The 25,979-nt window shown below is 39.0% G+C and carries 19 protein-coding genes, 4 tRNA genes and 1 pseudogene; 17 read left to right on the top strand and 7 right to left on the bottom strand.

The window, feature by feature from the left end; all coding sequences use genetic code 11:
* Nucleotides 1–544 precede the first annotated feature (544 nt).
* The 6 genes from AS4_RS02105 (at nucleotide 545) to AS4_RS02080 (ending at nucleotide 6,848) form a co-directional block, all read left to right on the top strand.
* Nucleotides 545–3,955 carry an Rne/Rng family ribonuclease gene (locus AS4_RS02105; RefSeq protein WP_096732853.1) on the top strand — a complete coding sequence of 1,137 codons (3,411 nt, stop codon included), beginning with the start codon at nucleotides 545–547 and terminating at the stop codon, nucleotides 3,953–3,955.
* Between the two features lie 207 nt (nucleotides 3,956–4,162).
* Nucleotides 4,163–6,004 (top strand): long-chain-acyl-CoA synthetase, encoded by a 1,842-nt coding sequence (locus AS4_RS02100; RefSeq protein ID WP_004818739.1) that lies wholly within the window; start codon nucleotides 4,163–4,165, stop codon nucleotides 6,002–6,004.
* Nucleotides 6,005–6,199: 195 nt separating this feature from the next.
* Nucleotides 6,200–6,275, top strand: a tRNA-Lys gene (locus tag AS4_RS02095).
* Between the two features lie 92 nt (nucleotides 6,276–6,367).
* A tRNA-Lys gene (locus AS4_RS02090) sits at nucleotides 6,368–6,443 on the top strand.
* A 93-nt stretch (nucleotides 6,444–6,536) separates the two neighbouring features.
* Nucleotides 6,537–6,612: transfer RNA gene (locus AS4_RS02085), tRNA-Lys, on the top strand.
* Nucleotides 6,613–6,772: 160 nt separating this feature from the next.
* Nucleotides 6,773–6,848: transfer RNA gene (locus AS4_RS02080), tRNA-Lys, on the top strand.
* Between the two features lie 403 nt (nucleotides 6,849–7,251).
* Here AS4_RS02080 and AS4_RS22100 read toward each other — a convergent pair.
* The gene (locus tag AS4_RS22100; protein ID WP_096732851.1) at nucleotides 7,252–10,227 is read right to left on the bottom strand and encodes a cytosine permease; all 2,976 of its coding nucleotides are present in this window, start codon (nucleotides 10,225–10,227) and stop codon (nucleotides 7,252–7,254) included.
* Nucleotides 10,228–10,834: 607 nt separating this feature from the next.
* Here AS4_RS22100 and AS4_RS02070 point away from each other — a divergent pair.
* A complete protein-coding gene (locus AS4_RS02070; protein WP_096732849.1) occupies nucleotides 10,835–11,605 on the top strand; it encodes a TorF family putative porin in 771 nt (256 codons plus the stop codon).
* 206 nt (nucleotides 11,606–11,811) lie between these two features.
* On the opposite strand, the gene AS4_RS02065 is transcribed toward AS4_RS02070, so the two are convergent.
* A complete protein-coding gene (locus AS4_RS02065; protein WP_096732847.1) occupies nucleotides 11,812–12,483 on the bottom strand; it encodes a hypothetical protein in 672 nt (223 codons plus the stop codon).
* Between the two features lie 329 nt (nucleotides 12,484–12,812).
* On the opposite strand from AS4_RS02065, the gene AS4_RS02060 reads away from it, so the two are divergent.
* Entirely contained in the window at nucleotides 12,813–13,073 is a 261-nt protein-coding gene (locus AS4_RS02060) for a PspC domain-containing protein (RefSeq protein WP_004818733.1), read from the top strand.
* A gap of 108 nt (nucleotides 13,074–13,181) precedes the next feature.
* Here AS4_RS02060 and AS4_RS02055 read toward each other — a convergent pair whose 3' ends face one another.
* From AS4_RS02055 to AS4_RS02040, 3 genes are all read right to left on the bottom strand, one after another.
* Nucleotides 13,182–14,282, bottom strand: a complete 1,101-nt coding sequence (locus tag AS4_RS02055) for an HPP family protein (RefSeq protein ID WP_004818732.1) — start codon at nucleotides 14,280–14,282, stop codon at nucleotides 13,182–13,184.
* A 122-nt stretch (nucleotides 14,283–14,404) separates the two neighbouring features.
* Entirely contained in the window at nucleotides 14,405–14,821 is a 417-nt protein-coding gene (locus AS4_RS02050; RefSeq protein ID WP_096732845.1) for a lysozyme inhibitor LprI family protein, read from the bottom strand.
* Between the two features lie 439 nt (nucleotides 14,822–15,260).
* The gene (locus tag AS4_RS02040) at nucleotides 15,261–16,745 is read right to left on the bottom strand and encodes an FAD-binding oxidoreductase (protein ID WP_096732841.1); all 1,485 of its coding nucleotides are present in this window, start codon (nucleotides 16,743–16,745) and stop codon (nucleotides 15,261–15,263) included.
* Nucleotides 16,746–16,898: 153 nt separating this feature from the next.
* On the opposite strand from AS4_RS02040, the gene AS4_RS02035 reads away from it, so the two are divergent.
* Nucleotides 16,899–17,417, top strand: a complete 519-nt coding sequence (locus tag AS4_RS02035) for a 3'-5' exonuclease family protein (RefSeq protein ID WP_096732839.1) — start codon at nucleotides 16,899–16,901, stop codon at nucleotides 17,415–17,417.
* 55 nt (nucleotides 17,418–17,472) lie between these two features.
* Here the strand turns inward: AS4_RS02035 and AS4_RS02030 are convergent, their stop codons facing one another.
* The gene (locus AS4_RS02030; protein ID WP_126606902.1) at nucleotides 17,473–18,783 is read right to left on the bottom strand and encodes a tetratricopeptide repeat protein; all 1,311 of its coding nucleotides are present in this window, start codon (nucleotides 18,781–18,783) and stop codon (nucleotides 17,473–17,475) included.
* A gap of 415 nt (nucleotides 18,784–19,198) precedes the next feature.
* On the opposite strand from AS4_RS02030, the gene AS4_RS02025 reads away from it, so the two are divergent.
* The 7 genes and pseudogenes from AS4_RS02025 (at nucleotide 19,199) to AS4_RS02000 (ending at nucleotide 24,456) form a co-directional block, all read left to right on the top strand.
* A complete protein-coding gene (locus AS4_RS02025; protein ID WP_096732836.1) occupies nucleotides 19,199–19,591 on the top strand; it encodes a hypothetical protein in 393 nt (130 codons plus the stop codon).
* A 106-nt stretch (nucleotides 19,592–19,697) separates the two neighbouring features.
* Entirely contained in the window at nucleotides 19,698–20,675 is a 978-nt protein-coding gene (gene glyQ, locus AS4_RS02020) for a glycine--tRNA ligase subunit alpha (protein ID WP_004718182.1), read from the top strand.
* Nucleotides 20,675–22,744, top strand: coding sequence for a glycine--tRNA ligase subunit beta (gene glyS, locus AS4_RS02015; RefSeq protein WP_096732834.1), 2,070 nt, complete (start codon nucleotides 20,675–20,677; stop codon nucleotides 22,742–22,744). Before glyQ ends, glyS begins: the two co-directional genes overlap by 1 nt.
* Before the next feature lie 2 nt (nucleotides 22,745–22,746).
* Entirely contained in the window at nucleotides 22,747–23,340 is a 594-nt protein-coding gene (locus tag AS4_RS02010; protein WP_096732833.1) for a DUF6036 family nucleotidyltransferase, read from the top strand.
* Between the two features lie 5 nt (nucleotides 23,341–23,345).
* On the top strand, nucleotides 23,346–23,735 hold the full coding sequence (locus AS4_RS02005) for a hypothetical protein (protein WP_004718187.1): 390 nt from the start codon (nucleotides 23,346–23,348) through the stop codon (nucleotides 23,733–23,735).
* 43 nt (nucleotides 23,736–23,778) lie between these two features.
* Nucleotides 23,779–23,901, top strand: a pseudogene (locus tag AS4_RS21685) (hypothetical protein); the annotation flags it as partial.
* A gap of 171 nt (nucleotides 23,902–24,072) precedes the next feature.
* Nucleotides 24,073–24,456 carry a hypothetical protein gene (locus tag AS4_RS02000; protein WP_034615401.1) on the top strand — a complete coding sequence of 128 codons (384 nt, stop codon included), beginning with the start codon at nucleotides 24,073–24,075 and terminating at the stop codon, nucleotides 24,454–24,456.
* Nucleotides 24,457–24,509: 53 nt separating this feature from the next.
* Here the strand turns inward: AS4_RS02000 and AS4_RS01995 are convergent, their stop codons facing one another.
* The gene (locus tag AS4_RS01995; protein WP_227548113.1) at nucleotides 24,510–24,785 is read right to left on the bottom strand and encodes a hypothetical protein; all 276 of its coding nucleotides are present in this window, start codon (nucleotides 24,783–24,785) and stop codon (nucleotides 24,510–24,512) included.
* Nucleotides 24,786–25,215: 430 nt separating this feature from the next.
* Between AS4_RS01995 and AS4_RS01990 the strand changes: the two genes are divergently transcribed.
* Complete coding sequence (locus AS4_RS01990; protein ID WP_004818715.1) at nucleotides 25,216–25,929, top strand: hypothetical protein; 714 nt, start codon at nucleotides 25,216–25,218, stop codon at nucleotides 25,927–25,929.
* Nucleotides 25,930–25,979 lie beyond the last annotated feature (50 nt).

The following is a 25,979-nucleotide window of genomic DNA, read 5'->3' as shown; positions in this document are numbered from 1 at the left end:
AATATGCCGACGCCGAAGGCTTTATTATATCGGCAAAAAGACAAACTGTTGCGTTTAATTGTACTTAAAGTACAGAAATCAGTTTGTTTAAAAATATATGTCGCCAACCCAGACGTTGGTTTTTAAACATAAACTGATACACATCAGGCAAGTCGCTGTAGAGTGTTATTCAGGACATAAGTGTTTGAGGCATTGGAACTGCACAATTTGTAAAGGTACGATGATAATTCCGTATCAAGACGCTCTCACAAAAGTTGAGATGCTCTTCGAGCAATGTGATAGTGAAAGACGAATCAAATCAGTCATCCAATGCACCACTTAAGTGCCAGTGAAGAGCTCAAAACTTTAATCGTGCAAAGATTAAAGAAGTATTGCAGCATCAATACAGGCATCAAACCCAACCTTGCTCAAAACAAGTGGGTAAATTACTCAGATCATATTGGATGTATCCGTGATTTGAGCATTGATCCAATATTTTAGATGTTCGCTTCACTTAAAAAAGATAGCGAGTTGTTGGTGTGAATCACTATTAGGTGTTACACCCATGAAACGTATGTTGATTAATGCAACACATGCCGAAGAAGTTCGCGTTGCACTCATCACTGGTCACCGTCTTTACGATTTCGATTTAGAAAACCGTACACGTGAACAAAAGAAAGCCAATATCTATAAAGGCCATGTCACTCGCGTAGAGCCTTCTTTAGAAGCTGTATTTGTAGAGTATGGTGCGGGTCGTCAAGGTTTCTTGTCGATGCGCGAAATTGCCAATACCTACTACAAGGCAGACCCTCGCCAAACATCAAATATTCGTGAACTCATCACTGAAGGCACTGAACTTTTGGTTCAAGTTGAAAAAGAAGAGCGTGGCAACAAAGGCGCAGCACTTTCAACTTACATTTCCCTCGCTGGTCGCTATTTAGTCTTGATGCCGAACAACCCGAAAGGTGGTGGTATTAGTCGTCAAATTTCAGGTTCAGTTCGTGAAGAACTCAAAGAAATGTTGGCGTCATTAAATACTCCACGTGGTATGAGCGTAATCGTTCGCACAGCAGGGATTGGACGTTCACAAGAAGAACTGCAACTTGATCTTCAACATTTGTTAGATCTTTGGGCACAAATCCAAGGTACAGCAAACTCTGGTCCATCACCAATGCTTGTTCATCAAGAAGCGGGTGTAGTGACGCGTGCTATCCGTGACTATTTACGTGATGATGTTGCAGAAATCTTAATTGACTCAGAGCAAGCCTATAACGAAGCCTATAACTTTGTTAAAGCGGTAATGCCAAATCAATTGGATAAGCTAAAAACCTATACGTTAAATGAGCCGTTATTTGCGCACTTTGGTATTGAAAGTCAAATTCAAACAGCTTATGAACGTGAAGTTAAACTTCCTTCAGGCGGTTCAATTGTAATCGACCAAACTGAAGCGCTGGTTTCAATCGACATCAACTCAGCGAAGTCAACGCGCGGACATGATGTAGAAGAAACTGCGCTTAGCACCAACTTAGAAGCAGCTGAAGAAATTGCTCGCCAATTACGTTTACGTGATATTGGTGGTTTGGTGGTGATCGACTTTATTGATATGACCAAAGAACGCAACCAACGTATGGTTGAAGCTAAACTTCGTGAAGCGACGCAAAGTGATCGTGCCCGTATCCAGTTTGGTCAATTGTCACGTTTTGGTTTAATGGAAATGAGCCGTCAACGCTTACGCCCATCTCTTGAAGAAGCTACAGGTTATGTATGCCCTCGCTGTCATGGCACAGGTATGGTACGTGATCTACGTTCTCTTTCTCTTTCAATTATGCGTAAAGTTGAAGAGATTGCATTACGTGAACGTCAAGGTGAAGTTCAAGTTGAAGTGCCTGTTGAAATTGCAGCATTCTTATTGAATGAAAAGCGTCACAGTTTGGTTTACTTGGAACAAACGTCAAATGTGCGTGTTACTGTACTGCCACATCCACATTTAGAAACACCACATTACGAAATCTCATATAACCCAGAAGGTTTTGCGCCAACTAGCTATGAACGTACTGAAGCTACCCGTTCAAGCGAAAAAGAATTGGGCTATGAGTCATCTGAGTGGCATTTAGAAGAAGAGCAAACGCAACACAATGCTGCGCCAGCTCAAGCACAAAACAATAAGCAAAACAGAAAGCAACAACCTGCTCAAGCTCAAAAAGCTCAGCAAGCGGTTCAAGCACAAGTTGCTCAACCAGCTTCTAGCCCATGTGCTTGGTTAGAAAATCTGTTTGTACAAAAACAAGCAGCAACTGTTGACCAATCACGTACTGCAAACAATGCAGCTGCAGCCATTGAACAAATGATTAACGGTGGTGCTGTAAGCCGTGGTCAATTTGGCCAAGTGAATAGCAATAGCGCGCCAGCTGCAATTGAAGCTCAAGTTGTTGCTGAAACCAATGCTTATCTTTCACATGCACCTGTTCAAAAACAAGAACCGCGTGAATATGAAAAACAGGGCGAGAAAGAAGAACGAGCTCCGCGTAACAACAATAAAAATAAAAATCGCAACAAACACAAAGAGTCACGTGAACAAAACACTGATCAACATCAAGTGATTGAAGAAGTGGTTCAGGTGCCTCGTCAAGAGCAACGCCAAGAACAGCGTCAGGAACAACGTGATCAACGTCGTCAGCAAAAGCAGCCACGTCAACAGCATGATCAAAATGCTGAAACGAATCATGCTGAACAAGCTGTTCCACGTCGTGATCGTAACCATCAGCAACGTCCAAACCGCCCAAATCGTCATCGCGATAGCAGCGTGTTTAATGATGAGCAACAACAAGCGCCAAACAACAATGCGCCTGTAGCGCATAATCAACCTCAAGAGAAACAACCTAAGGTTGAACTCATTGACACCCCGAAGCATGCAGCACTTGAAACAGCTTTAGTGGTTAACCTTGATCAAGCTCAAAGTGAAATTGTCGCATTAAACCCGCAACAAGTTGCTGCGCCAGCAAGCAACAAGCCGAAGCGTCATGATCGCAATGAAAAAGCTGAAACTGTTGCTAAAGCACCTCGCACTGTAGATGCTCAACCAGCTACTGCACCGGCTGTAGAAAGTCAGGCTGTAACGACTGAAGCAAAAGCACCTGCAGCAGCAGAGGTTCAAGCAGAACAGCCTGTGCAACGTGCCAGCAATGACCCGCGCCAAAAACGCCGTCAACAACGTGACGCTGCTCAAGCAAAAGCGGCAACGCCTAAAATCGCACCATCTCAAGTACCGACATTAAATCAGTACACAGTGGGAACGTTGATTCGTCATGTCTATGGTGATGACTGTGCGGTACTGATTGAACAGTTTGGGTTAATTCCAACATTCAATCGTGCTTTGGTTAAGTTTACTGAAGAATATTCAGCGACCTTAACTGTGGTAGAAAAGACCGATGTACAAAGCAAGCAGCCTGTAACACGTGATGTTGCTATCTCTAAAGCAGCACCAGAAGCACAACCTGCTGATGTTTTAGACTTAACACCACCGAAGCCTGAGAATGATCGCCGTGTAGCGAATGATCCTCGTGAACGTCGTCGTTTAGCAAAACAAGCGGCTGTACAAGCAAAGCAAGAGCATCAAGCTGAACTTGAGCAACAACCAGAAGAAGTGAAAACTGAGACTCAAGCAAGTCCAGTTGAAGCAGCACCTGTGGTTACTCAAGCAGAAGAAGTGCAAGCTGAAACGCCTGTAGAAACGACAGTTGAAACAGCACCTGCGGAAGTTCAAGTGGTTAAAGCAGCCCCGGCTAAGTCAGCTGAGAAAGCAGTTGTTGCAACTGAAAAGGCGAAAAAGCCACAACAATCGCTTGCTTTAGATACGACTGCTGTAGATGAAGATGCCCAAAAGGCAGACAATGTGGCAACAGATGAAAAACCTGCCCGCCCTCGTCGCCCTCGTGGTCGCCCGCCAAAAAAAGCGACACCGCCAGCGGATGAGTAATGTGTAAAAATTTGCTTAAAATGTAGCGATTAAAGAGAACCTAGTCATTTCGATGGCTAGGTTTTTTTGCTATTTTGAAGAGATTATCAGGACATTTGTCAGATTAGGTTGATTGCACTAGTCTTATACGATTAAAAAGACAAATGTAATGTGAGTCAATGACACTCTAAAAATTGTATTGGATTACGAAAAATAAATAGGATTGATATGAGTCAAACAACACAGGCCGATCTCATCGGATTTACTGATGTCGCAGAGCGCTTACCACAGCTCATCAATAAGCTTCCCAATATCCTGACTGGACTTAAACAAGCTTATATCAGAACACCCAATACGCCTGCTGGGCTAGGTCTTGCTTTTGAACGTGCTGTAAAACGCAATCCTTATGGTGATGCGTTACTATTTGAAGATCAACGCTATAGTTATAAAGAACTGAATAACTGGGCCAATCAAATTGCACACTTTTATCTTTCTATTGGCATAAAAAAAGGCGATGCGATCACCGTGATGATCGAAAATCGTCCTGAGCTGATTGCAACCGTGATTGCACTGGCAAAAATTGGCGTAACAACAGCTTTAGTCAATACCTCGCAGACAGGTAAAGTCCTGACGCATAGTATCAATTTGGTCAATCCTGTTGCGGTAATCGTCGGTGAAGAATGCCGTGCTGCTGTAGATGAGATTCGTCAAGACTTAAACATTGCTCAAGACCGCATCCATTGGTTTGCAGATCAAAATACAACGCAAGACCCGGGTACAGCACCTCTAGGCTTTATCAATCTTGCTGAAAAAATTCAACAATTTCCAAAATTCAATCCTTCGACCACACAAAGTGTCAAAGGGAAAGATGGCTTGTTTTATATCTATACCTCTGGCACAACTGGTTTACCTAAAGCTGTGGTCTTTACAAACAGTCGTTGGACCTTGGCATATGGAACATATGGTCATGTCTTAAACTTAGGTGAAGATGATGTGATGTACTGCACTTTACCGCTTTACCATGCAACAGGTATGGTGGTGTGCTGGTGTGGTGCAATTGCAGGCGGTTCAGCCTTGGCAATCCGTCGTAAATTCTCTACCTCTGCATTCTGGTCTGATGTCAAAAAGTTTAATGCGTCAGCCATTGGTTATGTCGGTGAACTTTGCCGCTACCTTATGGATGCACCTGCTTCAGAACTTGATCATACGCACCGTGTCACCAAAATGATCGGTAATGGTATGCGTCCAAATATTTGGGGCAAGTTTAAAGAGCGCTTTGGTATCGAAGAAATTTTAGAACTTTATGCCTCTAGTGAAGGAAATGTAGGCTTCAGTAATGTTTTTAATTTTAACAATACTGTCGGCTTCTCACCTACACCTTATGCCATCGTCCAGTTCGATAAAGAAAAAAATGAAGCAATCCGTGACAGTCATGGTGCATGTCAAAAGGTCAAAAAAGGTGAAGTGGGCTTACTGATTGGTAAAATCACCAAGCGTTCCCCTTTTGATGGCTATACAGACCCGGAAAAGAACAAGTCAGTGATCATGAAAGATGTCTTTAAAAAGGGCGATTCTTACTTTATTACTGGTGACTTGGTTCGTGATATTGGTTTCCGACATGCTCAATTTGTCGATCGTCTTGGCGATACTTTCCGCTGGAAAGGTGAAAATGTTTCAACCACCGAAGTTGAAAATATTTGTAGTGAATACCCTAAAATCACAGAAGCTGTGGTTTACGGCGTTGAAATTCCAAATACTAATGGCCGAGCAGGTATGGCTGCCATTACTTTACATGATGGGGAAGAACTGACTGAACAAGATCTAAGCCAACTTGCAGCCGAGTTTAAAAAGAACTTGCCAGCCTATGCTGTTCCGGTATTTTTACGTATCCAACAAATTGTAGAAACGACGGGTACATTTAAATATCAGAAAAATAAATTAAAGGAACAAGCCTTTAATCCTGAAAAAACCTCTGATCGTTTATTGGTTTTACTGCCAAGTGCCAATGCCTATTGTGATGTCACTGCGGAAGTTTTTGCCAATATTGAAGCTTATAAATACCGCTTCTAAAGCTAAAAGCCCTGATTTCAGGGCTTTTTTAGTCCATTTTGTGTTATTTATAACCGAACGTTGCAAACTTTCTTAATTTTTACTTGCGCTCTATCAATATCTTGCTAAAATACGCTCCATCAAAACAAAGTGGTGTTTAAAAACTTTTTAGTTTTCTTGCACTACACATTCAAGCCTAGCTTGGATGAAGGTTCAGGGTCGTTAGCTCAGCTGGTAGAGCAGCGGACTTTTAATCCGTTGGTCCCGCGTTCGAATCGCGGACGACCCACCACTTAATTGTTTTGACCTGTAAATGGATAACGATAGAAAATTCTCAATTTTCACCAATATCGAGTAAAGCATCGCTTTACACATCCTTGCTCAGGGTCGTTAGCTCAGCTGGTAGAGCAGCGGACTTTTAATCCGTTGGTCCCGCGTTCGAATCGCGGACGACCCACCATCTTCATGTTTCAACCTGTAAATAGATACCGATAGAAAATTCTCGATTTTCACTGATATCGGGTAAAGCAGCGCGCTTTACACATCTCGCTCAGGGTCGTTAGCTCAGCTGGTAGAGCAGCGGACTTTTAATCCGTTGGTCCCGCGTTCGAATCGCGGACGACCCACCATTCTTTCTTAAGGCTTCTTTCTGTACAGTTAAAGTACTACAATAGAAACGAAACCTGCAAACGTTCCGACCAAGACCAAACATCTTTATTAGATGCTTCGCCATTCTCGAAATTTTGCTTCATCTTTTGTTCTGGTTTAATCATGTTTTAAACAAGTTCAGGGTTGTTAGCTCAGTTGGTAGAGCAGTAGACTCTTAATCTATTGGTCGTGGGTTCGAACCCCACACAACCCACCAGATTTTTAAGTCATTTATCTCCCTTAAAATAAGCTCAGTTGAATTATTTTTCTGATAACTGCACGTTCTAATCAAATGGATTGCTTTATCATTCAATAACAACAAAGCATCTATACTCAAATATCGGCTGAGATCTTAGTTAACGGTTTTAACTCAAACAACCAAGCCAACAATCGCAATCAGATGACACGACCAAACTGAATAGCTAAAAAACTTTGATTCTTCTTATTGAACGAGTAAATACCAAATCATCGCTAGTAAGATAATACTCCCCTGCTTGACGAGTCATAATATTTTCCCTCCCAAACAACATTAAACCGTGCCCAATAACCAAGATTGAGCACGGTTTAATTATGCGTATGATAATTCAATTAAAACAATCTACGGAAATTTACCCAGTGGATTATTGCTGTTGAAGGATAAAATCTGCGGCACGTTCGCCAATCATAATACATGGCGCATTGGTATTGCCTGAAACAAGATCAGGCATAATGGATGCATCAGCGATACGCAGATTATTAAAACCAACGACCTTAAGCTTTGGATCGACCACACTCATTGCATCAATCCCCATCTTACATGTTCCCACGGGATGAAATACGGTTGCAGCATATTCACGAACATAAGCTTGATAATCTGCATCAGTTTTAACATCAGGTCCGGGTAAGATTTCTTGACCATTGAATGCCTTAAATACATCTTGTTTGAAAATACGCTGTGCCAGTTTAATTCCTTCGATCAGCACGTGCATATCGTGTTCTTTTTCAAGGAAGTTATAATCAATCTCGATCTGCTTTTGGGCATTCACACGTATTTCACCAATGCTCTTTGGTCTTAAAACACAGGTGTGAATTGCATAGCCATGTCCCCATTCAAACAGGCGACCACGATGACTCCGATACCCAGGAACAAAGTGGAATTGCACATCTGGTAAATCTGTTGCCAGTGGTGTTTTTGCAAAGCCCCCTGCTTCTACATAATTGGTGGTCAACCAGCCTTTTCTTTTAAGCGCATATTGGAATGGCGCGGGCAGTATAGATGCCAAAGCCCCAACAGAAAAACCCAGTGTTTTTGAACTATTTGTTCTAACCGTCACCAAACCATCAATATGCTCTTGCAAGTTTTTACCGACCCCAGGTAAATCAAGCTTGCATTCAATACCTGCCTGTTCCAGCTCGGATTTCGGACCAATACCAGATTTCATCAACAATAACGGCGAAATAAAAGCACCAGCAGAGAGGATTAACTCTTTATTGATTCTGATATCAAAATTTTGTCCTTGTCGTTGCACATGAATCGAGTGCACTTGACCCTCACTATGATGAATACGCTCAACCTCGCATTCAGTCACCACTGTAAGGTTTGAGCGTGTCAATATCGGCTGAACAAATGCTTTAAAGCTGGATAGACGCTGACCATCACGTTGAGTCACATCATATATCCCCACACCTTCGCTTGATGCAGCATTAAAATCTTGATTCTCTTTTAGATTGAGCAAAGCAGCAGCTTGGATAAAGAGTTTAGATAGTGGGTTCGGATCTTTCGGATGATCAACAAACAACTCGCCATCAACACCATGAAAAGCCAAGTCTTGCTGAATGACATTTTTTTCAGAGCGTTTAAAGAAAGGTAAAACCTCTTTCCAGCCCCATCCAACACAACCTTTCGCCTCCCAATTGTCATAATCAGAGGCATTTCCGCGAATATAAATCATACTGTTCATTGAACTTGAACCGCCGACCATTTTGCCACGTGGAGCATGAATTTGACGATTATTCAAACGTTTCTGTGGGGTAGAAAAGAAATTCCAGCTGTATTTTTTACTCTTATATAACGTGATCGTTCCTGCTGGAATCTGAATGCGTGGCGAATTATCAGCAGCGCCTGCTTCAATCAAACAGATACGGGTATTTGGGTCTTCACTTAGTCGATTAGCAATCACACTCCCCGCTGAACCCGCGCCAACGATGACATAATCATAGCTATGTTGCTGTAATTGTTGATTGTCTATTTCAGGTAATGTGCGTTTATATAACATTGCCACAACATAATACAATGGGCTAACCACCAGTAAACCAACCGCCCATGAGATATCCACTTCACCCAATAATTTAGCAAGCGGACCAACATACAGCGGTGTAGATAAAAATGGAATCTGAATCAAAATCCCAATCACATAACAGATTAATGCAGGCCAATTGAAGTAACCATAAATCCCACCATCCGGTTTAAAGAAAGATGGCACATCATATTCAGTATGATGGATAAAGTAATAATCGATGAGGTTGATGGCTGTCCATGGAATCAGTACACACATGAGCAAGAGAATAAAATTGACATAACTCTCGACAAAGCTTTCCGAACTTGAAACAGATAAGAACATCGCCACACTAAATAAGCTTAATGCCACTATGGTTCTGGCAAGCACTCGCGGTGACCAACGGTGAAAAATCGTTTGTAGAATAGTGATGCTCGATAAAGTACCACAGTACAAATTCATTGAGTTTGTGGCAGCAATCCCGAGAGAAAAGACGATAATCAAAGCGGTACTGAATAGACCGGAGCCGGTTAAGTGAATTAAGCCTTGAATAAAGTCACCACTATAGGCACGAGCAACGGTTAAGCCCAAGATCATTGAAATCAGTGAGCCGAGTGAACAGCCCCAATAGCTTGCCCAAAATGCAGTTTTTGCCCCAGTCGCTTTAGGCAAATAGCGGGAATAATCTGATACATACGGGGCATAAGCCAACTGCCATAATGCGGCAATGGATAAGGTTCCCATAAAGCCAATGCTTGAAAACGTTCCCAGCTGAAAGAAATCTTGGGGGAAGTATTGCGAACTAAATACACGAATAAAAGCAGCAAGCAGCATTAAACCTGAAAGTACCGCAAGGATTTGGGTGTATTTATGAATGAGTTTATAACCAAAAATAACTGCAATCAGACTCCCAATCGCAATAATCGTAATGCCTTGTACCTTGGAAATCGGCTGATAAATTGTATGTAGCGCTTCACCACCAACCACCAGATTGGATGCATAAAAACCCAAGTACATAATCACCACGACGCCAACAACAAGCAAAGCCCCATAGAAACCAAATTGCCCGCGTGTCTGAATCATTTGCGGCACTGCAAGTTGTGGGCCTTGCGCAGAATGCAGTGCGACAAAAATCGCACCAACAAGATTGCCTAAAACCAATGCCATTAAGGCGGAAAAGAAACTCAGATTAAAAACTGTAACTGCCAATGAGCCGGTAAACATAGTCAATAACATAATGTTTGAGCCAAACCAGATCGTAAATAGATCGCGTGCGTTACCGTGACGTTGATTTTCAGGAATTGCCTGAATCGTACTACTTTCCATAGTTGTGATAGACATAGGAATCCATTCCATAAATAAAAAAGTTATAACCAAGATTAGGATCAGCTTAAATTTTTATATTCAGTATCAAGCCTTTAGTTTTTTTAAAGTAAGACTAAAAAGGACTGAATAGCATAGTTACTCCATCGCAAAGAGATCAAAATCATTTGCGAAATCACCTTAAAATTTCAAATAAAGACCATCTAATATGTTAAAAATATTGAGGCCAGAATAATCACGAACAAATTAAAGAAAAAATTATCTCAGGCCTGTATTTGTTCGATATTCAATATCGACCTATACAGCAGCTTGAGTACCACTTGAATTGAATAAAACGATGAGTGAAAAGCAGATCATTGATCTAGGGTTAAAAAAGTAATGTATCGTTCAAAAGAATTTTTTATTAAAAAATAATTACATAAATAATCATTAAAAAAATTTAACTCAATTGGATAAAAGTCATCGTTATACCCAAGCGATTCAGATTTTTTGAGGCATGTGTTCTGAATATTCTATTATCTCTTTATAACATCACTACTTAAGATAACAAAAACAAAAATGCGTCGTTGATCGACATAAAAAAGGATTTTGGAATAATCCAAATTTTTACGAAAAGGAAATCAATATGATTAAACCAGTAATTTTATCGGTAATGCTGACAACAATGGCGACTCATTCTGCTGTGGCCACAGAAACAGGACATTCATCAGGTCTTAGCTTAAGCGGTTCTGCTGCACTGACAACGGACTACCGTTTCCGTGGTCTATCCCAATCTCGTAATGATCCTGCGGTACAAGGGACCTTTGTACTGTCACATGATTCTGGTTTATACGGCGGAATCTTTGCTGCCAATACGGACTTTGGTGGTTCAACATCACCACATTTTGAGTTTACCTCATATATTGGCTATAACACGGCATTAAATTGGTCTGAAAAAGTTAAGCCAACACTAGATTTAAGCTATAACAGATTTAGCTACCCAGGTTGGTCTGATTGGGCATGGCATGAGTTTTCTGCACGTTTAACCTTTGATAACGTATTTTTGGGTAAAGATAGCCTCCTCACCAATATTAATTATAGTGATGACTATATTGGATTTGCAGGTAATGCATGGAACTTCACCTTAGGCTATTCAGTACCATTGGCTGAAACAGGTTTTGGTCTGACGTCAAGTATTGGTTATTCCATCATCCAAGATAAAGGTGCATTGATTGATCTTAATGCCGACAATTACATCGATTGGAAGCTTGGGGTGAATTATCAATTTAAAACACTTGAAGGCTTAACTGCGGAGTTATCTGCAGTCGGTACCAATTTGAATACCGATCAGCTCTCTAAAAGTGAAAAACGTACAGTCGCAAACGGTGCAATTTTTAGTTTAACCAAAGCGTTTTAACATTGCATTTTTAGACGATACACAATGTTTAACTGCTATCTGATTTTCTAAGATTTGTTCAATTTAAAAAATGCTTTTCTGAGATGATCATTCATTTCAAAACTTTAAATTTTAAATGCATCATTCTGGTGGGTGACACCCTAAAGTCCCACCAGATTGTTTAATTATCAATTTTTCTAGCTATCCATTTTTTAACTACTAATTTTTTAATTATCAAATTTCTTTAACACATAGGCTTTTGTTGGTGCGGTATGGTGTTGACTAAAATAAAGTCGATTTTCTTCAGTGCCATTGACTATTTTATCAATATCCATCACCAAGTCATTTTGTGCATCCACGTTGTAATAGAACTGAATACCTTCAATTCGATTAATCACAATTTCATGATTTAGCTCATCATAGGCCCAAGTATTTTTTTGATAACCACGATTCGGTTTTATATCACTATTTTCATAGGTCATTTTCCCCATATATACAAAGGTACGATGTGCAGTACCGTCTGGGAGTAAGTTAATAATAAACTCCGCATTGCCTTTTTCGCACTTGGCAAAAGGATCTTCACAACTCATTTGTACATGATAACGTCCTACAAATGCCTCAGCTTTTGTGGAAACCACGTCACTTTGCTGGCCTTGCCCTTTCATTTCTACCATTGCAGGCAAGGTGGCTTGACCCGCGAGATCGGTCAGTTTTTTCCCTTCACTTGCATTGGCACGTGGTGGCGTTTGTTGCAAAGCAAGTTCGCTGGATGAATTTTGTGTGTCAGATGCACCTTGTTGTTTATCATTTGATTTTGAGGAATCGCAAGCACTCAGTACTGTACAAATACTGATGCCTAAAATTCTAAAAAAAATTACTTTATGAAAAGTTAAATACATAAATCCAAATAACCCAATTGCACCGTGCCAGACACATCAAAAATCAATGTGTATATCTATATCTTATTGCGTTGTGCCGTTTCTCGAAATCTTAACGCTGTATTTTTTACAAAAGTATAAAAAACATATTTATCACCACCGCCACCTAGATCGGATTGGACACTTTTTACATTATTTTGAATGATTTAACTGGCGTTGTTACACAGTCTTAACAATTTTAATTGGTGATTCACTTGAAGAATCAAACAGAAACGCCACTATTTACTTATATGAATTCATTTTTAATTTTTTAATCATGAATGATGATGAATAACTTTAAGGAGATTTAAATGGCCAATTCTGGTTTATATCGTTCAAGCCGACACAATATGATCGCCGGTGTAATGGGCGGTATTGCTGAACGTTTTGGTTGGAATGTCACATTACTACGAATTATTTTCGTAATTGTTTCATGTTTGAGCGCAGCTTTTCCAGGTATTCTGGTGTATTTGGTGCTTTGGTTAATTATGCCAAAACAAAACTTGCAGCTAAATGAACCGCAAAGCTATGAACGCCCTGTACGAACTATTTATGAAGAGAAAACCCATTAATTGACTTCGATTTAAAGATATGACCCTTTTCAGCTACAACAGTTCCCCCAAACTGCTGTAGCTTTTTTTTATGCCGCATCATTTTTAAACAGTTCATTTTAAACAGTATCATTGTGAATTATTGAGTTGTTGCTGTAATGCTGCAATCATATCTGCGCGACTAATAATCCCGACCATTTTTTGATGATCAACCACAGGGATATAATTAAAAGAGCGTTCAACGAAATAAGGCACTAAGTCTTGGATCGGTTGTGTCGGCTGTACAGTCACCACTTGCCGATTCATAATTTGTTTGACCAAATGTTCCCAAGGGGCACGCGCATCGGCAGCGCGTTTAAACCACTCTACAATTTCATACAATGCCAATGTACCAACCAATTCCCGATCAGCATTGAGCACAGGCAAACTCATCAAATTCACATGTTTAAACTTATCCAAAGCTTGGTGAATATCATCTTGCTCATCCAAGCTCAGCACATCCTTGCTCATAATATCTTGGCAAAGGTATTGATGTACTGCCCTTGCATTGGCCTTTGCTTGTGCTTCTAAAATGATTTTTTGTAAATCATATTCACTAATATCTAAAAGCTGTGTCTGTTGTTCTAACACATCTTGAATATCTTGCGGTTGAATCGTGACTTTCTGTGTCGGCGTTGGATCTTTAGAACGTGTATTGAGCTGTGCAGCTTGTGGATATTGCTTTCCCAACATACGATTAAAAATGATCGCGATCACCAGCAGCAAGACTGAATTGAGTAATACTGGGTAAAAGATAAATTGATAACCCAACTGGTGAATAGAAGCGCCACCCAATACGGCAGTAATCGCCACCGCACCACTTGGCGGATGCAATGAATCTGTACTCATCATCAAGAATATCGACAATGCAACAGCAACACTAAATGCCTCGGTTGGATTAGAAATAAAGATGGCACAAGTCACGCCGACTAAACCTGCGATGGTATTCCCCACCACCATATTCCAAGGTTGTGCTAAAGGGCTTGCGGGTACAGCAAAAAGCAATACCGAGGACGCGCCCATCGGTGCGATATACCATGCATTAAATCCACCGAGTACATACCAACTGATCAATGATGACACTGCTAATCCAAGCAGTGCACCAACACCACAGACTAAACGATCTTTTAGCGGTAAAACTTTAAAATTGGGTTTTAAGGTATTTAACCATTCAAGTTGCGTATGAAACACGACAGTCCTGCGCTTTAACACGGTTTAAAGTGTGAATTATACGATGTTGTGGTTATAAGATATATTTATTATCTATCTTAAATGGATAAATTTTTCGCTGATATTTCTCATCTACTGATTTTTCACTGGGCATATTCAGTCAATTGATCAAGTCTTTTTCCATATTCTTGCATTGGACAAAACGTATACATGGGTGAACCAATATAACTTCCAGCATTTTGGCATTCCTGATCAACATAAGCTTTCCATAAGCGTTGTGATTTCATGATGTCGTTATAACGTTCTGGCTGATGGTTTATCTGACTCTGTTTTTTGATCTGATCGAGAACTTTGACAATTTCTTTTTCATAATATGCTCTGCTTTGGTTACTACATGATTCAACCACAGCATTGTTGATGTTGCCTAAAGCCAGTTTTTCGATGGTTTGTTCAACACATTGGTTATATACATCGGGTGAAGCAGCACTCTGTTCTGCATAAGCAGATATTGAACAAATAGTTGTAGATAAAACCATCATGATTATGCATGCTCTTATCATATTTATTCCTTTGTTGTTTTGATCATGGCTCAATATAGCAATAAATCGATTTTAAAGGCTTTGTTTTTAGCACCCAGTCTGAGCTTAATCCTATTGGTCGCGTTTTTTCTTTTTATGAATCATCAATATGATATACAGTCTTTACTCACAATATTTGGTATCAGCCTAATCGTTTATCTGATTTATTGCATTCTTGTCATTCCAATTGCTTATGTCATTTCACTCTGGCTTGCACATCAGTATTGGCTTAATTTTTTCAGTATTTTCGCCGGTTCACTATTGATGTGGTTAATTGTCAGCATCATTGGCTATCTGGTTTTTACTGGGTCATTGCCTACACCGCTATGGAAACTATTGAGCGATTGGTTTTTTTATGCAATTTCTGTATTTGCAGGGTGCTGTTATTGGGTTTTGTTAAAAGTATTCTCCAGACCATCATTCACGACTCACGATAATGTAGATAAAACTGATTACTAAAAATCTGCTCTGGATCATATTTTTTCTTCAAACTAAAAAAGGCGTCCGTTTGCGGATAGGCTAAACGCATCTTGTCGCGACTCACATGTAAACGATAAGGCAAATAAAATGTGCCTTGGTTTTTAAGTGTAATATCAACCAATTGCTGAGTCAGTTGTTGCATATCCTGCTCTTGTTGTGCGGTCTTCTTTTGATTAAACAGAAACACCAAGCCAAAAACATCCTCTCGGGCATAATTCATAAATGCATCATGATCATGTTCAACTTCACGAATCGTAATATTGAGTAAATCGACTTTTTTCGTTTTTAAAACAGGCTTGAGATCTTGAATAAACTGAGCCAAGTGCTGCTTTGGAATAAAATATTCATGCAATAGATCGGTTGAATGGCTATCTTTATTTTCAATCAAGGCGGCATCCTCACTGAGAATTTCATTGCGACTAAACGTCGCATAAGGCGATACTGAATTCAGGCTACTTTCTAGATCCCAACGTAGTCGTTTGCCGTATTCACTATCAACAGAACCACGGAACACAATCCGCTTGGTTTCAGCATTTTTACTTTGTTGTTGTGAAAAGGCTAAGGGTTTTTTATCGATTTTTTCAAAATAGTTTAAGGTTGCCTGCTGTAAAAAATGCTTATCAGAAATACGTAACCGACCATAAGCAAATTGTACATCTGGATTATTACTGACAATCTTTTGGTACGCGTTTACATAGTCTTCAGGTAATACTGAAATTGATTGAAATGTTAAAGCGACATTATCTACAACTTTTAATTTTACATCGAGAATAATGCCAAATAATCCATAGCCACCAATCACCAATTTAAACAGTTCAGGATGTTCTGTACGACTACAGTTTACAATCTCTCCCTGTGCATTCATCAAGGTAAATGACTCAACGCTAGATGAAATCGGGGGGGAATTCTTTTGCCAACCATGCCCATTGACACTGATCGAACCGCCAATCGAGAAATTACTAAACGCTTGCATCACTGCAATCGATTTACCGTAACGGTCTAGATATCGAAGGGCCGCTTCCCATGTTGCACCCGAACCAATCGTGAGAATATTGCTCTTCTCATCAAAGCTCATGTGGTTATAGGGCAACATATTCAGCGCAATACCATCAGGGTAAATAGTGTGCCCGCCCATACTGTGTTTAGCCCCCGCAATCGAAACTTTTAGATGATGTTCACTTGCATATTTAAGCAAAGTTTTAAGTTGTTGTTGAATCGCTTCGGGTGTACTTTCAACATCGACAATTTTATGCACTTTTGTCAAATTAAGATGACTTGCATCATCCCGATAGCCTGTAGGAATATGCTCAATTCCTTGTTGCTCATTGATTTTTGTTTTAAAAAGATGAATTGCTGGAATAGAAATGACCGCCAATAGAATAAGGAAAAGGCTTAGCCAAAGTTTGTTTTTCTGTGCTTTTTGCATAATGAATGATTTAAAAATGTTTTAAATTTATTCAATAATTTATAAGCGATAAATATTAAAAAAGCAAAATGTCGATAAAGTTTGTCAGCGATTAAAATCATCATTTATAATGACTTCCAGCATAAAAACAATATCTTAAAATAAGGAAAATATATGGCTTATATTATGGTGGACATCGAAGCAGATGGCCCAATTCCCGGTAATTACTCAATGATTGCGCTAGGTGCAGTGTTGGTCGAAGATCATTTACATCAACAATTCTACGGTTTACTTAAACCAATTTCCGAAAATTATATTCCTCAAGCGCTCGCAGTTTCAGGCTTTAGTCGTGAAGATACCCTAAGCTTTAACAATCCTGAGCATGTTATGAAAGACTTTGCCAAGTGGGTGAGTAAAGTCAGTAAAGATCGCCCTATCTTTATTAGTGATAATAATGGTTTTGACTGGATGTTTGTCTGTTGGTATTTTCATCATTTTACTGGCAGTAATCCGTTTGGATTTAGTTCACAAAATTTAGGCAGTTTGTATAAAGGACTGGTCAAAGATAGCTTTCAAAGTTTTAAGCATTTACGTAAAACAGCACATACCCATAACCCTGTTGACGATGCCAAAGGCAATGCAGAAGCTTTATTGGCAATGAAAAAGGATTATGGATTGAAGATTAAGTTTTAGATATAGCTAGATTAACCAATCATGACTCAAAGCTAATCTGAGCTATAGTTAATTTTTAATACATTCGCTGCATTAATCGCAATTCTTCAGGTTTTGGAATTTCACCTGTTTGTCCTAAAGCATGATATTTTTTAGTTAAAGCTTCACGAACTAACTTTGCTTTTTCAGGATTTTTAGCAATCCCTTTGGTTCCATTTTCCAAACGATCTAAAAAGTAGATACCCACTAACATATTGTCCTGTTCATAATATTTTTGATACAACTCCATCGCTCTTTTTGGATCTGCCTTGGTCAAATTCCCTTGCTCATAATAGAGTGGTAGGTTCAACTGTGCGCGTTCATGCCCTGCTTCAGCTGCTTTTGCCAACCACTCCATTGAAAGTTGAGGATTGTAAATTTTCCACTGCTCCTGAGCATATAATTCTGACAAAGTAAAATAAGCAGATTTTGGGTCTTGATCATGCTTTGCGTTTTCAGTTTCTTCAAATAACTCTATTTCATAGGTCAGATCTTCAAATTTTTTATCCGTTTTTAATAATCTTACAATTGCCTGTTGTGCTGGAATGTTATTTTCATCTGCTCGGGTCGCAATTTTGTAATAATTCATGGCTTCACCCAAATGTGCTTTTAAATAAGGCTTTTGTTCTGCCATTTGCCCCATCATAAAACCGACAAAACCACCTGCATCAAATTGTAACGAATAGATGCGCCAAGCTTTTTTCCAATATTTTAAAGCCTTTGCTTCGTCCATCTCTGTACCTACACCATACGCATAGGCATAACTTAAATATGCCCATATTGGCGTTGGATAATCATCATTGTCCCCCATGTGTTTTTCGATAGTATGAAATATACGAACTGCTGTTTCTTTTCTATCCGGATCAGCACAATGCTGATTAAGTACAGGGTAGAAAATATAGGCTTCTGAATTTCTCTTTCCAACTGCATCAAGCAGCAATTCAAAAGCCTGCTGTTGATCAATAGTAACTTTATCGCCGTAATATAATTTTTGTGCTTTAACCATTAGGTTATAGGCTTCTAATTCTTCAGGATCTACTTCAGATACTTCTTTTTGGGCTGGTTTCATCTGCTTTTTCTGTTCTTCAGAGAGCCCCAATTGACCAAATAAAGTCTCTAAAGTTTGATTAATCATTTTTGCATTTGGATAGCCTTCTGTCGGTGATTGAACATACAGCTCCCACAATGCTTTTTGATCAAATCCTTTATTTATTTGATAAAACTCTTTAAAAATAGGCGCTGTTTGTGGAGCGAAACAAGGTGCCTCTTCTATATTTTCGGCATAACTTGATGTTGCAGACACAAAACCTAAAGTCGCTATGTACGCAAAATAATTGAATTTTTTCATACTGAGATTGCTCATTTTAATATAAAAATTAAATTTATAAATTTCTAATAAAGTACTTTTAAGATTATATATCAAATAATTCAATTGGTTAATTTTATTTAAAAACTGTTTATTCAATATTTTGACCAGAAACTTTAACATCGAAAAAAATTACATTTTGAAAATTGAGTTTTGATTGGTCTTTACTAATTTTGCTACAGCCCAATAATGATCTTGTGCATTTTATCATCCTCTAAATTCGCCCCTATGATTTCTAAATAATTCATTTACTTAACATTGAATAAAGCATTGTGACATCGTCATGATGAACTTCCGACATTCAGTTTTTGAAGCGCCCTTTACCTTTATAAAGTTCATGAATATAAATTTTTTATGTTAATATCAAATATATAATTTAACTTATTTAATTTTACCAATGAATAAAATAACCTATTTCATCATTTTAACTTGTTCTTTTTTCCTTGCTGCATGTAGTACATCAAATGAACCTGTAATTTTAGAAGCAAAGCAAATCGCAATGCCGAGTGAACCATCAAGCACACTTGAACTTACCCTGATTAAAAAAGATAAAATCTGTATCTTAAAAGCAAAAACCACTTCTAAAAATACACCAACAATAGAAAAAGATTGGGCTTTTTTTAGGGACGATCTCATTTTAATATCTGAAAATTCAAGCTCGGAATCCGTAATCAATAGCGATGCTCCAGATGCAAAAATTGAAGAGCACATTGAGGAAATGAAAATAAGAAAAGAGGCCAAAGAAATGAAAAGCTTGATCTCAAAAGAAAATCTGAAAAAATGTACATAAGTTGATCTGTGATAAGAATCAATATTTATAGACTAACCTTTGCCACACCTCCCCAAAATCCTTATACTTAGAACCAATTTTTTCTAATACTTATAGTGGATGCTGCATGAGTCGCGCCATATCGCATATTGATACATTCCAAGGCTTAATTCTTGCCTTACAAAACTACTGGGCTGAACAAGGTTGTGTGGTGTTACAGCCTTACGATATGGAAATGGGCGCAGGGACATTCCACACTGCAACATTCTTACGTGCGCTTGGGCCAGAAACATGGAACGCAGCATACGTTCAACCCTCACGTCGCCCTAAAGACGGTCGTTACGGCGAAAACCCAAACCGTTTACAACACTACTATCAATTCCAAGTGGTGCTTAAACCGAACCCTGACAATATCCAACAACTGTATCTAGACTCTTTAGAAGCGATTGGTATTGACACGCTTACACATGACATTCGTTTTGTAGAAGACAACTGGGAATCTCCAACATTGGGCGCTTGGGGCTTAGGTTGGGAAGTGTGGTTAAACGGTATGGAAGTGACTCAGTTTACTTACTTCCAACAAGTTGGTGGGGTTGAATGCTACCCGGTCACAGGTGAAATCACTTACGGTCTTGAACGTCTGGCAATGTACTTGCAAGGTGTCGATTCAGTTTATGATTTGGTTTGGACCAAAGGCCAATTTGGTACCGTCACCTATGGTGATGTGTTCCATCAAAATGAAGTAGAGCAATCAACTTATAACTTTGAATATGCCAACGTTGAAAAAATGTTTGAACTCTTCGATTTTTATGAAGCTGAAGCAACCCGTTTAATGGAAGCGGAACTTCCACTTCCAGCATATGAGCAAGTCATCAAAGCATCACACAGCTTTAACTTACTCGATGCACGTGGTGCTATTTCTGTCACTGAGCGTCAACGTTATATTTTACGTGTGCGTACTTTGGCACGCTCTATTGCACAAAGCTATGTGGCTGCTCGTGCCAAACTCGGTTTCCCAATGGCTGAACCGCATTTACGTGACGAAGTGCTTGCACAGTTAAAGGCACAAGTTGAAGCAGAAGCAAAAGCTGAGGAGAATAAATAATGTCTAAACATACAGTTTTATTCGAACTTGGCTGTGAAGAATTACCGCCTAAAAGCTTAAAGACCTTACGTGATGCGTTACAAGCTGAAACGGTTAAAGGTTTAAAAGACGCAGGTTTGGCATTTGATTCAATTGAAGCTTATGCAGCACCACGTCGTTTGGCATTAAAAATTGTTAATGTTGATGGTGCACAAGCAGACACTCAAAAGCGTTTTGATGGTCCTGCCCTACAAGCTGCTTATGATGCAGAAGGCAAACCAACCAAAGCCTTGGAAGGCTTTATGCGTGGTCAAGGCATTACTGCGGATCAAGTATCAACTTTCCAAGCAGGTAAAGTTGAAAAAGTTTGTTATTTAAAAGATGTGAAAGGTCAAAGTCTTGACGCTTTACTTCCACAAATTTTACAAACAGCGCTGGATAACCTACCCATCGCAAAACGTATGCGCTCTGCGGCAAGCCGTACTGAATTTGTTCGTCCGGTGAAATGGGTTGTCTTGTTAAAAGACAATGATGTGATTGATGCAACGATTCAGGATCATAAAGCGGGTAATCTGACCTATGGTCATCGTTTCCATGCGCCTGAAGCGATTTCACTCACAAATTCAGATGATTATTTACCGAAATTAAAAGCAGCACATGTCGTAGCTTCTTTTGAAGAGCGTCAAGCAATCATTGACCAACAAGTTAAAGCTTTGGCTGATGAAGTCAATGCGATTGCCATCGTTCCTGCTGACCTACGTGATGAAGTGACTGCATTGGTTGAATGGCCTGTTGCGCTACGTGCAAGCTTTGAAGAACGTTTCCTTGCTGTACCTCAAGAAGCTTTGATTACCACGATGCAAGACAACCAGAAGTATTTCTGTTTGGTCAATGCAGCACATAAATTACAGCCTTATTTCATTACTGTTTCCAATATTGAGTCTAAAGATCCAACTCAAATCATTGAGGGTAATGAAAAAGTTGTACGTCCTCGTTTATCTGATGCAGAGTTTTTCTTCTTACAAGATCAAAAGCAACCCCTTGCTTCTCGTAAAGAAAAATTAGCCAATATGGTCTTCCAAGCACAATTGGGCACACTTTGGAACAAGTCTGAACGTATTGCAAAATTGGCTGTGGCGTTATCTGCAATCACAGGTGCAAATTCTGTAGATGCTGAAAAAGCTGCACTGCTTGCAAAATGTGACTTAACTTCAGAGTTAGTTGGAGAATTCCCTGAACTTCAAGGGATCGCGGGAACTTATTACGCACGTATTGAAGGCGAAAACGACGAAGTTGCTGAAGCTTTAGGTGAACAATATTTACCTAAGTTCGCTGGAGATGTTCTACCAAAAACAAAAACAGGTACAACCATTGCCCTTGCTGATCGTTTAGATACCCTCACAGGTATTTTCGGGATTGGTCAAGCACCGACAGGTTCGAAAGATCCATTTGCATTACGTCGTTCTGCGATTGGTATCTTACGTTTGGTGACTGAAAATAATCTTGATGTTTCAATTGAAGAACTGATCAAGCTTGCTTTGGCTGCTTATGGCGATGTATTGAAAGATCATGCGAAGACTTTAGCCGATGCTGTCGCATTCCTTGAAGGTCGTTACCGTGCTAAGTACGAAGACCAAGGTGTTGCGGTTGATGTGATTCAGGCTGTTCAAGCACTTTCTCCAAAATCTCCACTTGATTTTGATAAGCGTGTGACAGCGGTAAATCATTTCCGTAACTTGCCAGAAGCTGCTGCTTTGGCTGCTGCCAATAAGCGTGTTGCCAATATCTTGGCAAAAGAAGCTGCACCTACAGGTGAGATTGTTGAAGCTAAATTAGTTGAAGATGCTGAAAAGGCGCTTTATACCGAGATTCAAAATATCAAACCTGCGGTTCAACCACTTTTGGGCGCGAAAGACTACACCACTGCGCTTTCTAAGTTGGCTGCGCTTCGTGCACCGATTGATGCATTCTTTGAGAATGTGATGGTCATGGCAGATGATGCAGAACTCAAAGCAAACCGTTTACGTTTACTTGCACAGTTACGTGACTTGTTTACAAGTGTTGCTGATATTTCGGTGTTACAGCACTAAGTATGACGATCTATAGTAATTCTCCAATTACTATCGCTATTCTCAAGCTCTTTCAAGAGCTTGAGAATTACATATCCAAAAATCATAAGAATCTACCTCATGGCGCTGTAAAGGCTTTTATTTTTGGTGGTTGTGCATTTCATATTCATACCAATGCTCGTGGTAGCAATGATATAGATGCTGAAATTCAAGCAATCCAGCAATTAAAGAAACACGATATAGTTGTGTTTTTAGAAAATAATGACGTTGAATATTTAGATGATAATAATCTTGAAACTAATTTAGAGTTTGATCGTAGTTTTAACACCAGCCTTGCATCTGTCGACCCTGACTATCCTGAAAGAGCGATTCCATTAGTTGCCAATCGTATTGTTGAAGTTTATTTAGTATCCGGTTTAGATTTAGCCATTTCAAAACTTGCTCGTTTATCTGATAGAGATATCGAAGACATCAAAGAATTATACCTTAATGGTAAGTTTTCTCTTGAAGCGTTTAAAAAATCAGCGAATAATGCTGAAATGTACTATGCGACTCCTGAACAATTACACTCGAATATTCAATATATCGTGTCAATCCTTTCGGAGTTAAGAGGCTAACTCATATGATGAATCAGGTAGAGTTTGAACACGCTTTGAATACGTTGTTAAAACAACCACTATCATCAGCAACATTTAGTGAAGTGAAACCAGTTGCTGAAGCTTTACTCTATTCAGAGCTTTTACCTTCTATAACAAATAATCTAAGTACGCTTGAAACACGCCGTTTAGTTTTCTTACTTGAAAAATTTAGACGCTATTCATGTTCTAGCGTATCCCGTAGACAACAGTTAAAGTCTTTTTCAAATGATTTGTCTTTACAGACCACTCATCTTGACTCAAGCCACTTGGTTGATCCTTTAGCGCAAAGATTTGGTTTAGATGAAGATTTAAATCATTTAAAATCACAATTACTCACACTTCAAACACGCCATTATCATCAAGAGCATGGGTAAAAATCTTTCGCTGTTTCGTCTTTTACATGAGCCAACGAATGTATTCTTTAAGAATGTGATGGTCATGGCAGATGATCCAGAATTAAAAGCAAACCGTTTACGTTTACTTGCACAGTTATGTGACTTGTTTACAAGTGTTGCAGATATTTTACTGTTACAGCACTAAATAAAAACATAAATTATAACCCGCTTTCGAGCGGGTTTATTTTTAGTCTCCGCTTTCCAAAACGCATAAATAAATGAAAACATAACAATAAAAATTAACAATCTAAAACTAAATATTCCCAATACATTGTATAGACTCAATTGATCAAGTTAAGTTTAAGATCAAAAGCATATGAATTCTAAAATATTATTATCTGTACCTTTAATCGCAATCGTCCTCACAGCCTGCTCAACTACACCCACCAATCCAAACGCTCCAACTGTTTTAGAACAACATAAAAATATCTCTGCTGAACCAAGCACAAAACATAACCTTGCCAAACTCATCAAACAAACAGACAACTGTGTCATCGAATTTACTGGCAACTTTGAAACGGGCAAAGCCACAGAACATTGGATTTTTAAAGGTGATCAGCTCATCTCAGCATTCTCAAATGTAGACGCTGAAGTCGAAAACAAACAAACTGTTTTTGACCCAAAAGATGCTGAAAAGCTTAAAAACTTCAACTCACTTAAAAACAACTTTAAAGCATCAAATCTGGAAAAATGTAATTAATCTCAGCACTTCGCTTTGATACTTCGTTGAAGCTAAAAGGGCTAAATGGAAAATCATTTCGCTCTTTTAGCCACATAAATCACGGGATAAATCCAAACAAGGACGCCAATGAATCCAATCACAGCAAATATCAAACTATTTGGAAGGTAATCAGCAAACCAATAATAAATTGGATTTAAACCCAATTTAAATGAATTCATCATTGCATATAGCAACGCAATCATCAGCACATGAGGCAAAATCAGATGTCCAATGGATAGCTGATATTTCTTAAAATATTTTGCAAAATAAAAGCTTGGAATCAAATAAATTAAAAAGACCACGCCCATCACAAGCCAACCCATTATTTGATGGCTGGATGACAGTTCATCGCCACACCCACAAGCAAAACTGGGTTTTAAACTCAATATAAAAGTGAGAAATATCAAGATTATTATATTGTTCATTATGGTGATTAATTAGACAATTCAACCCAAAGCTTATGTCGTTTTTGTTTTAATAACAAGCTAGAAATTTTTACAGAAAATGCTTTTATCATCGTTCTCATATTCTTATAAGCTTCAGAATTTAAAAAATAAAAGTTCCCAAGGCTCCCAAACACGTTTGGTCGTAACATTCATTCACAATTCTTACACTATTGTTAAAACTCTGTAGATAAGCTGTTGCTGTTTTATCTCAAAGACTATTTTTATACTTATTTCACATTATTATAGGCAACACTCAAACTTGAACTCATTCAGGTACAGGATAAAACTAATTATGAAAATGCTTAAAACAACAGTGATCGCCACAGCACTTCTTGCCAGCTCTCCTCTTTTTGCCAATACAGATGTAAGTGCAAATGCTTCTGCTGAAGTCGGAACCAATGGAGGCATTCTAAGCAACATTGGTCAAGGTATCCATAACACAGCAGATAAAGTGGGTAATGGAATTGAAAAAGGTGTTGATAAAACCCGTGATGTGTCTAAAGACGCTTGGGATGGCACCAAGAATACTGCTGCTAAAGTAGGTACAGGTATTGAAAAAGGTGTCGATAAAACCCGTGATGTATCTAAAGATGCATGGGATGGCACTAAAAATGTTGCTGATAAAGTCGGGACTGGTGTGGAAAAAGGTGTCGATAAGACCCGTGATGTATCTAAAGATGCATGGGACGGCACTAAACATGCTGCTGATAAAGTCGGTACGGGTGTGGAAACAGGCATAGACAAAGGTAAAGTTGCGACGAAAGGTGCGTGGGAAAATACCAAAAAACTAAGTTCTGAAGCGGGTCATAACACCAAAGAAGCTGCTGTTAAAGTGAAAGACAAAACCAAATCAGCAACAAGTAAAACTTGGCAGAAAACCAAAGATTTAGTTAAACCTAAACCAGCAAATACAGGTGCAAAAGTAAATTCACAAACCCATGTGAAAACACCAGTAGGTAGCGCTAAAGTCGCCGTATCTACAGACGCTAAAGTTGCTACAAAATAATTTAAATTTAATGCCCATTTAAAAAAGCTCACTTAGGTGAGCTTTTCTTA

The organism is Acinetobacter guillouiae (assembly GCF_002370525.2).
Lineage (GTDB): Bacteria > Pseudomonadota > Gammaproteobacteria > Pseudomonadales > Moraxellaceae > Acinetobacter > Acinetobacter guillouiae.
This window is presented reverse-complemented; position numbering and strand designations above follow the sequence as displayed.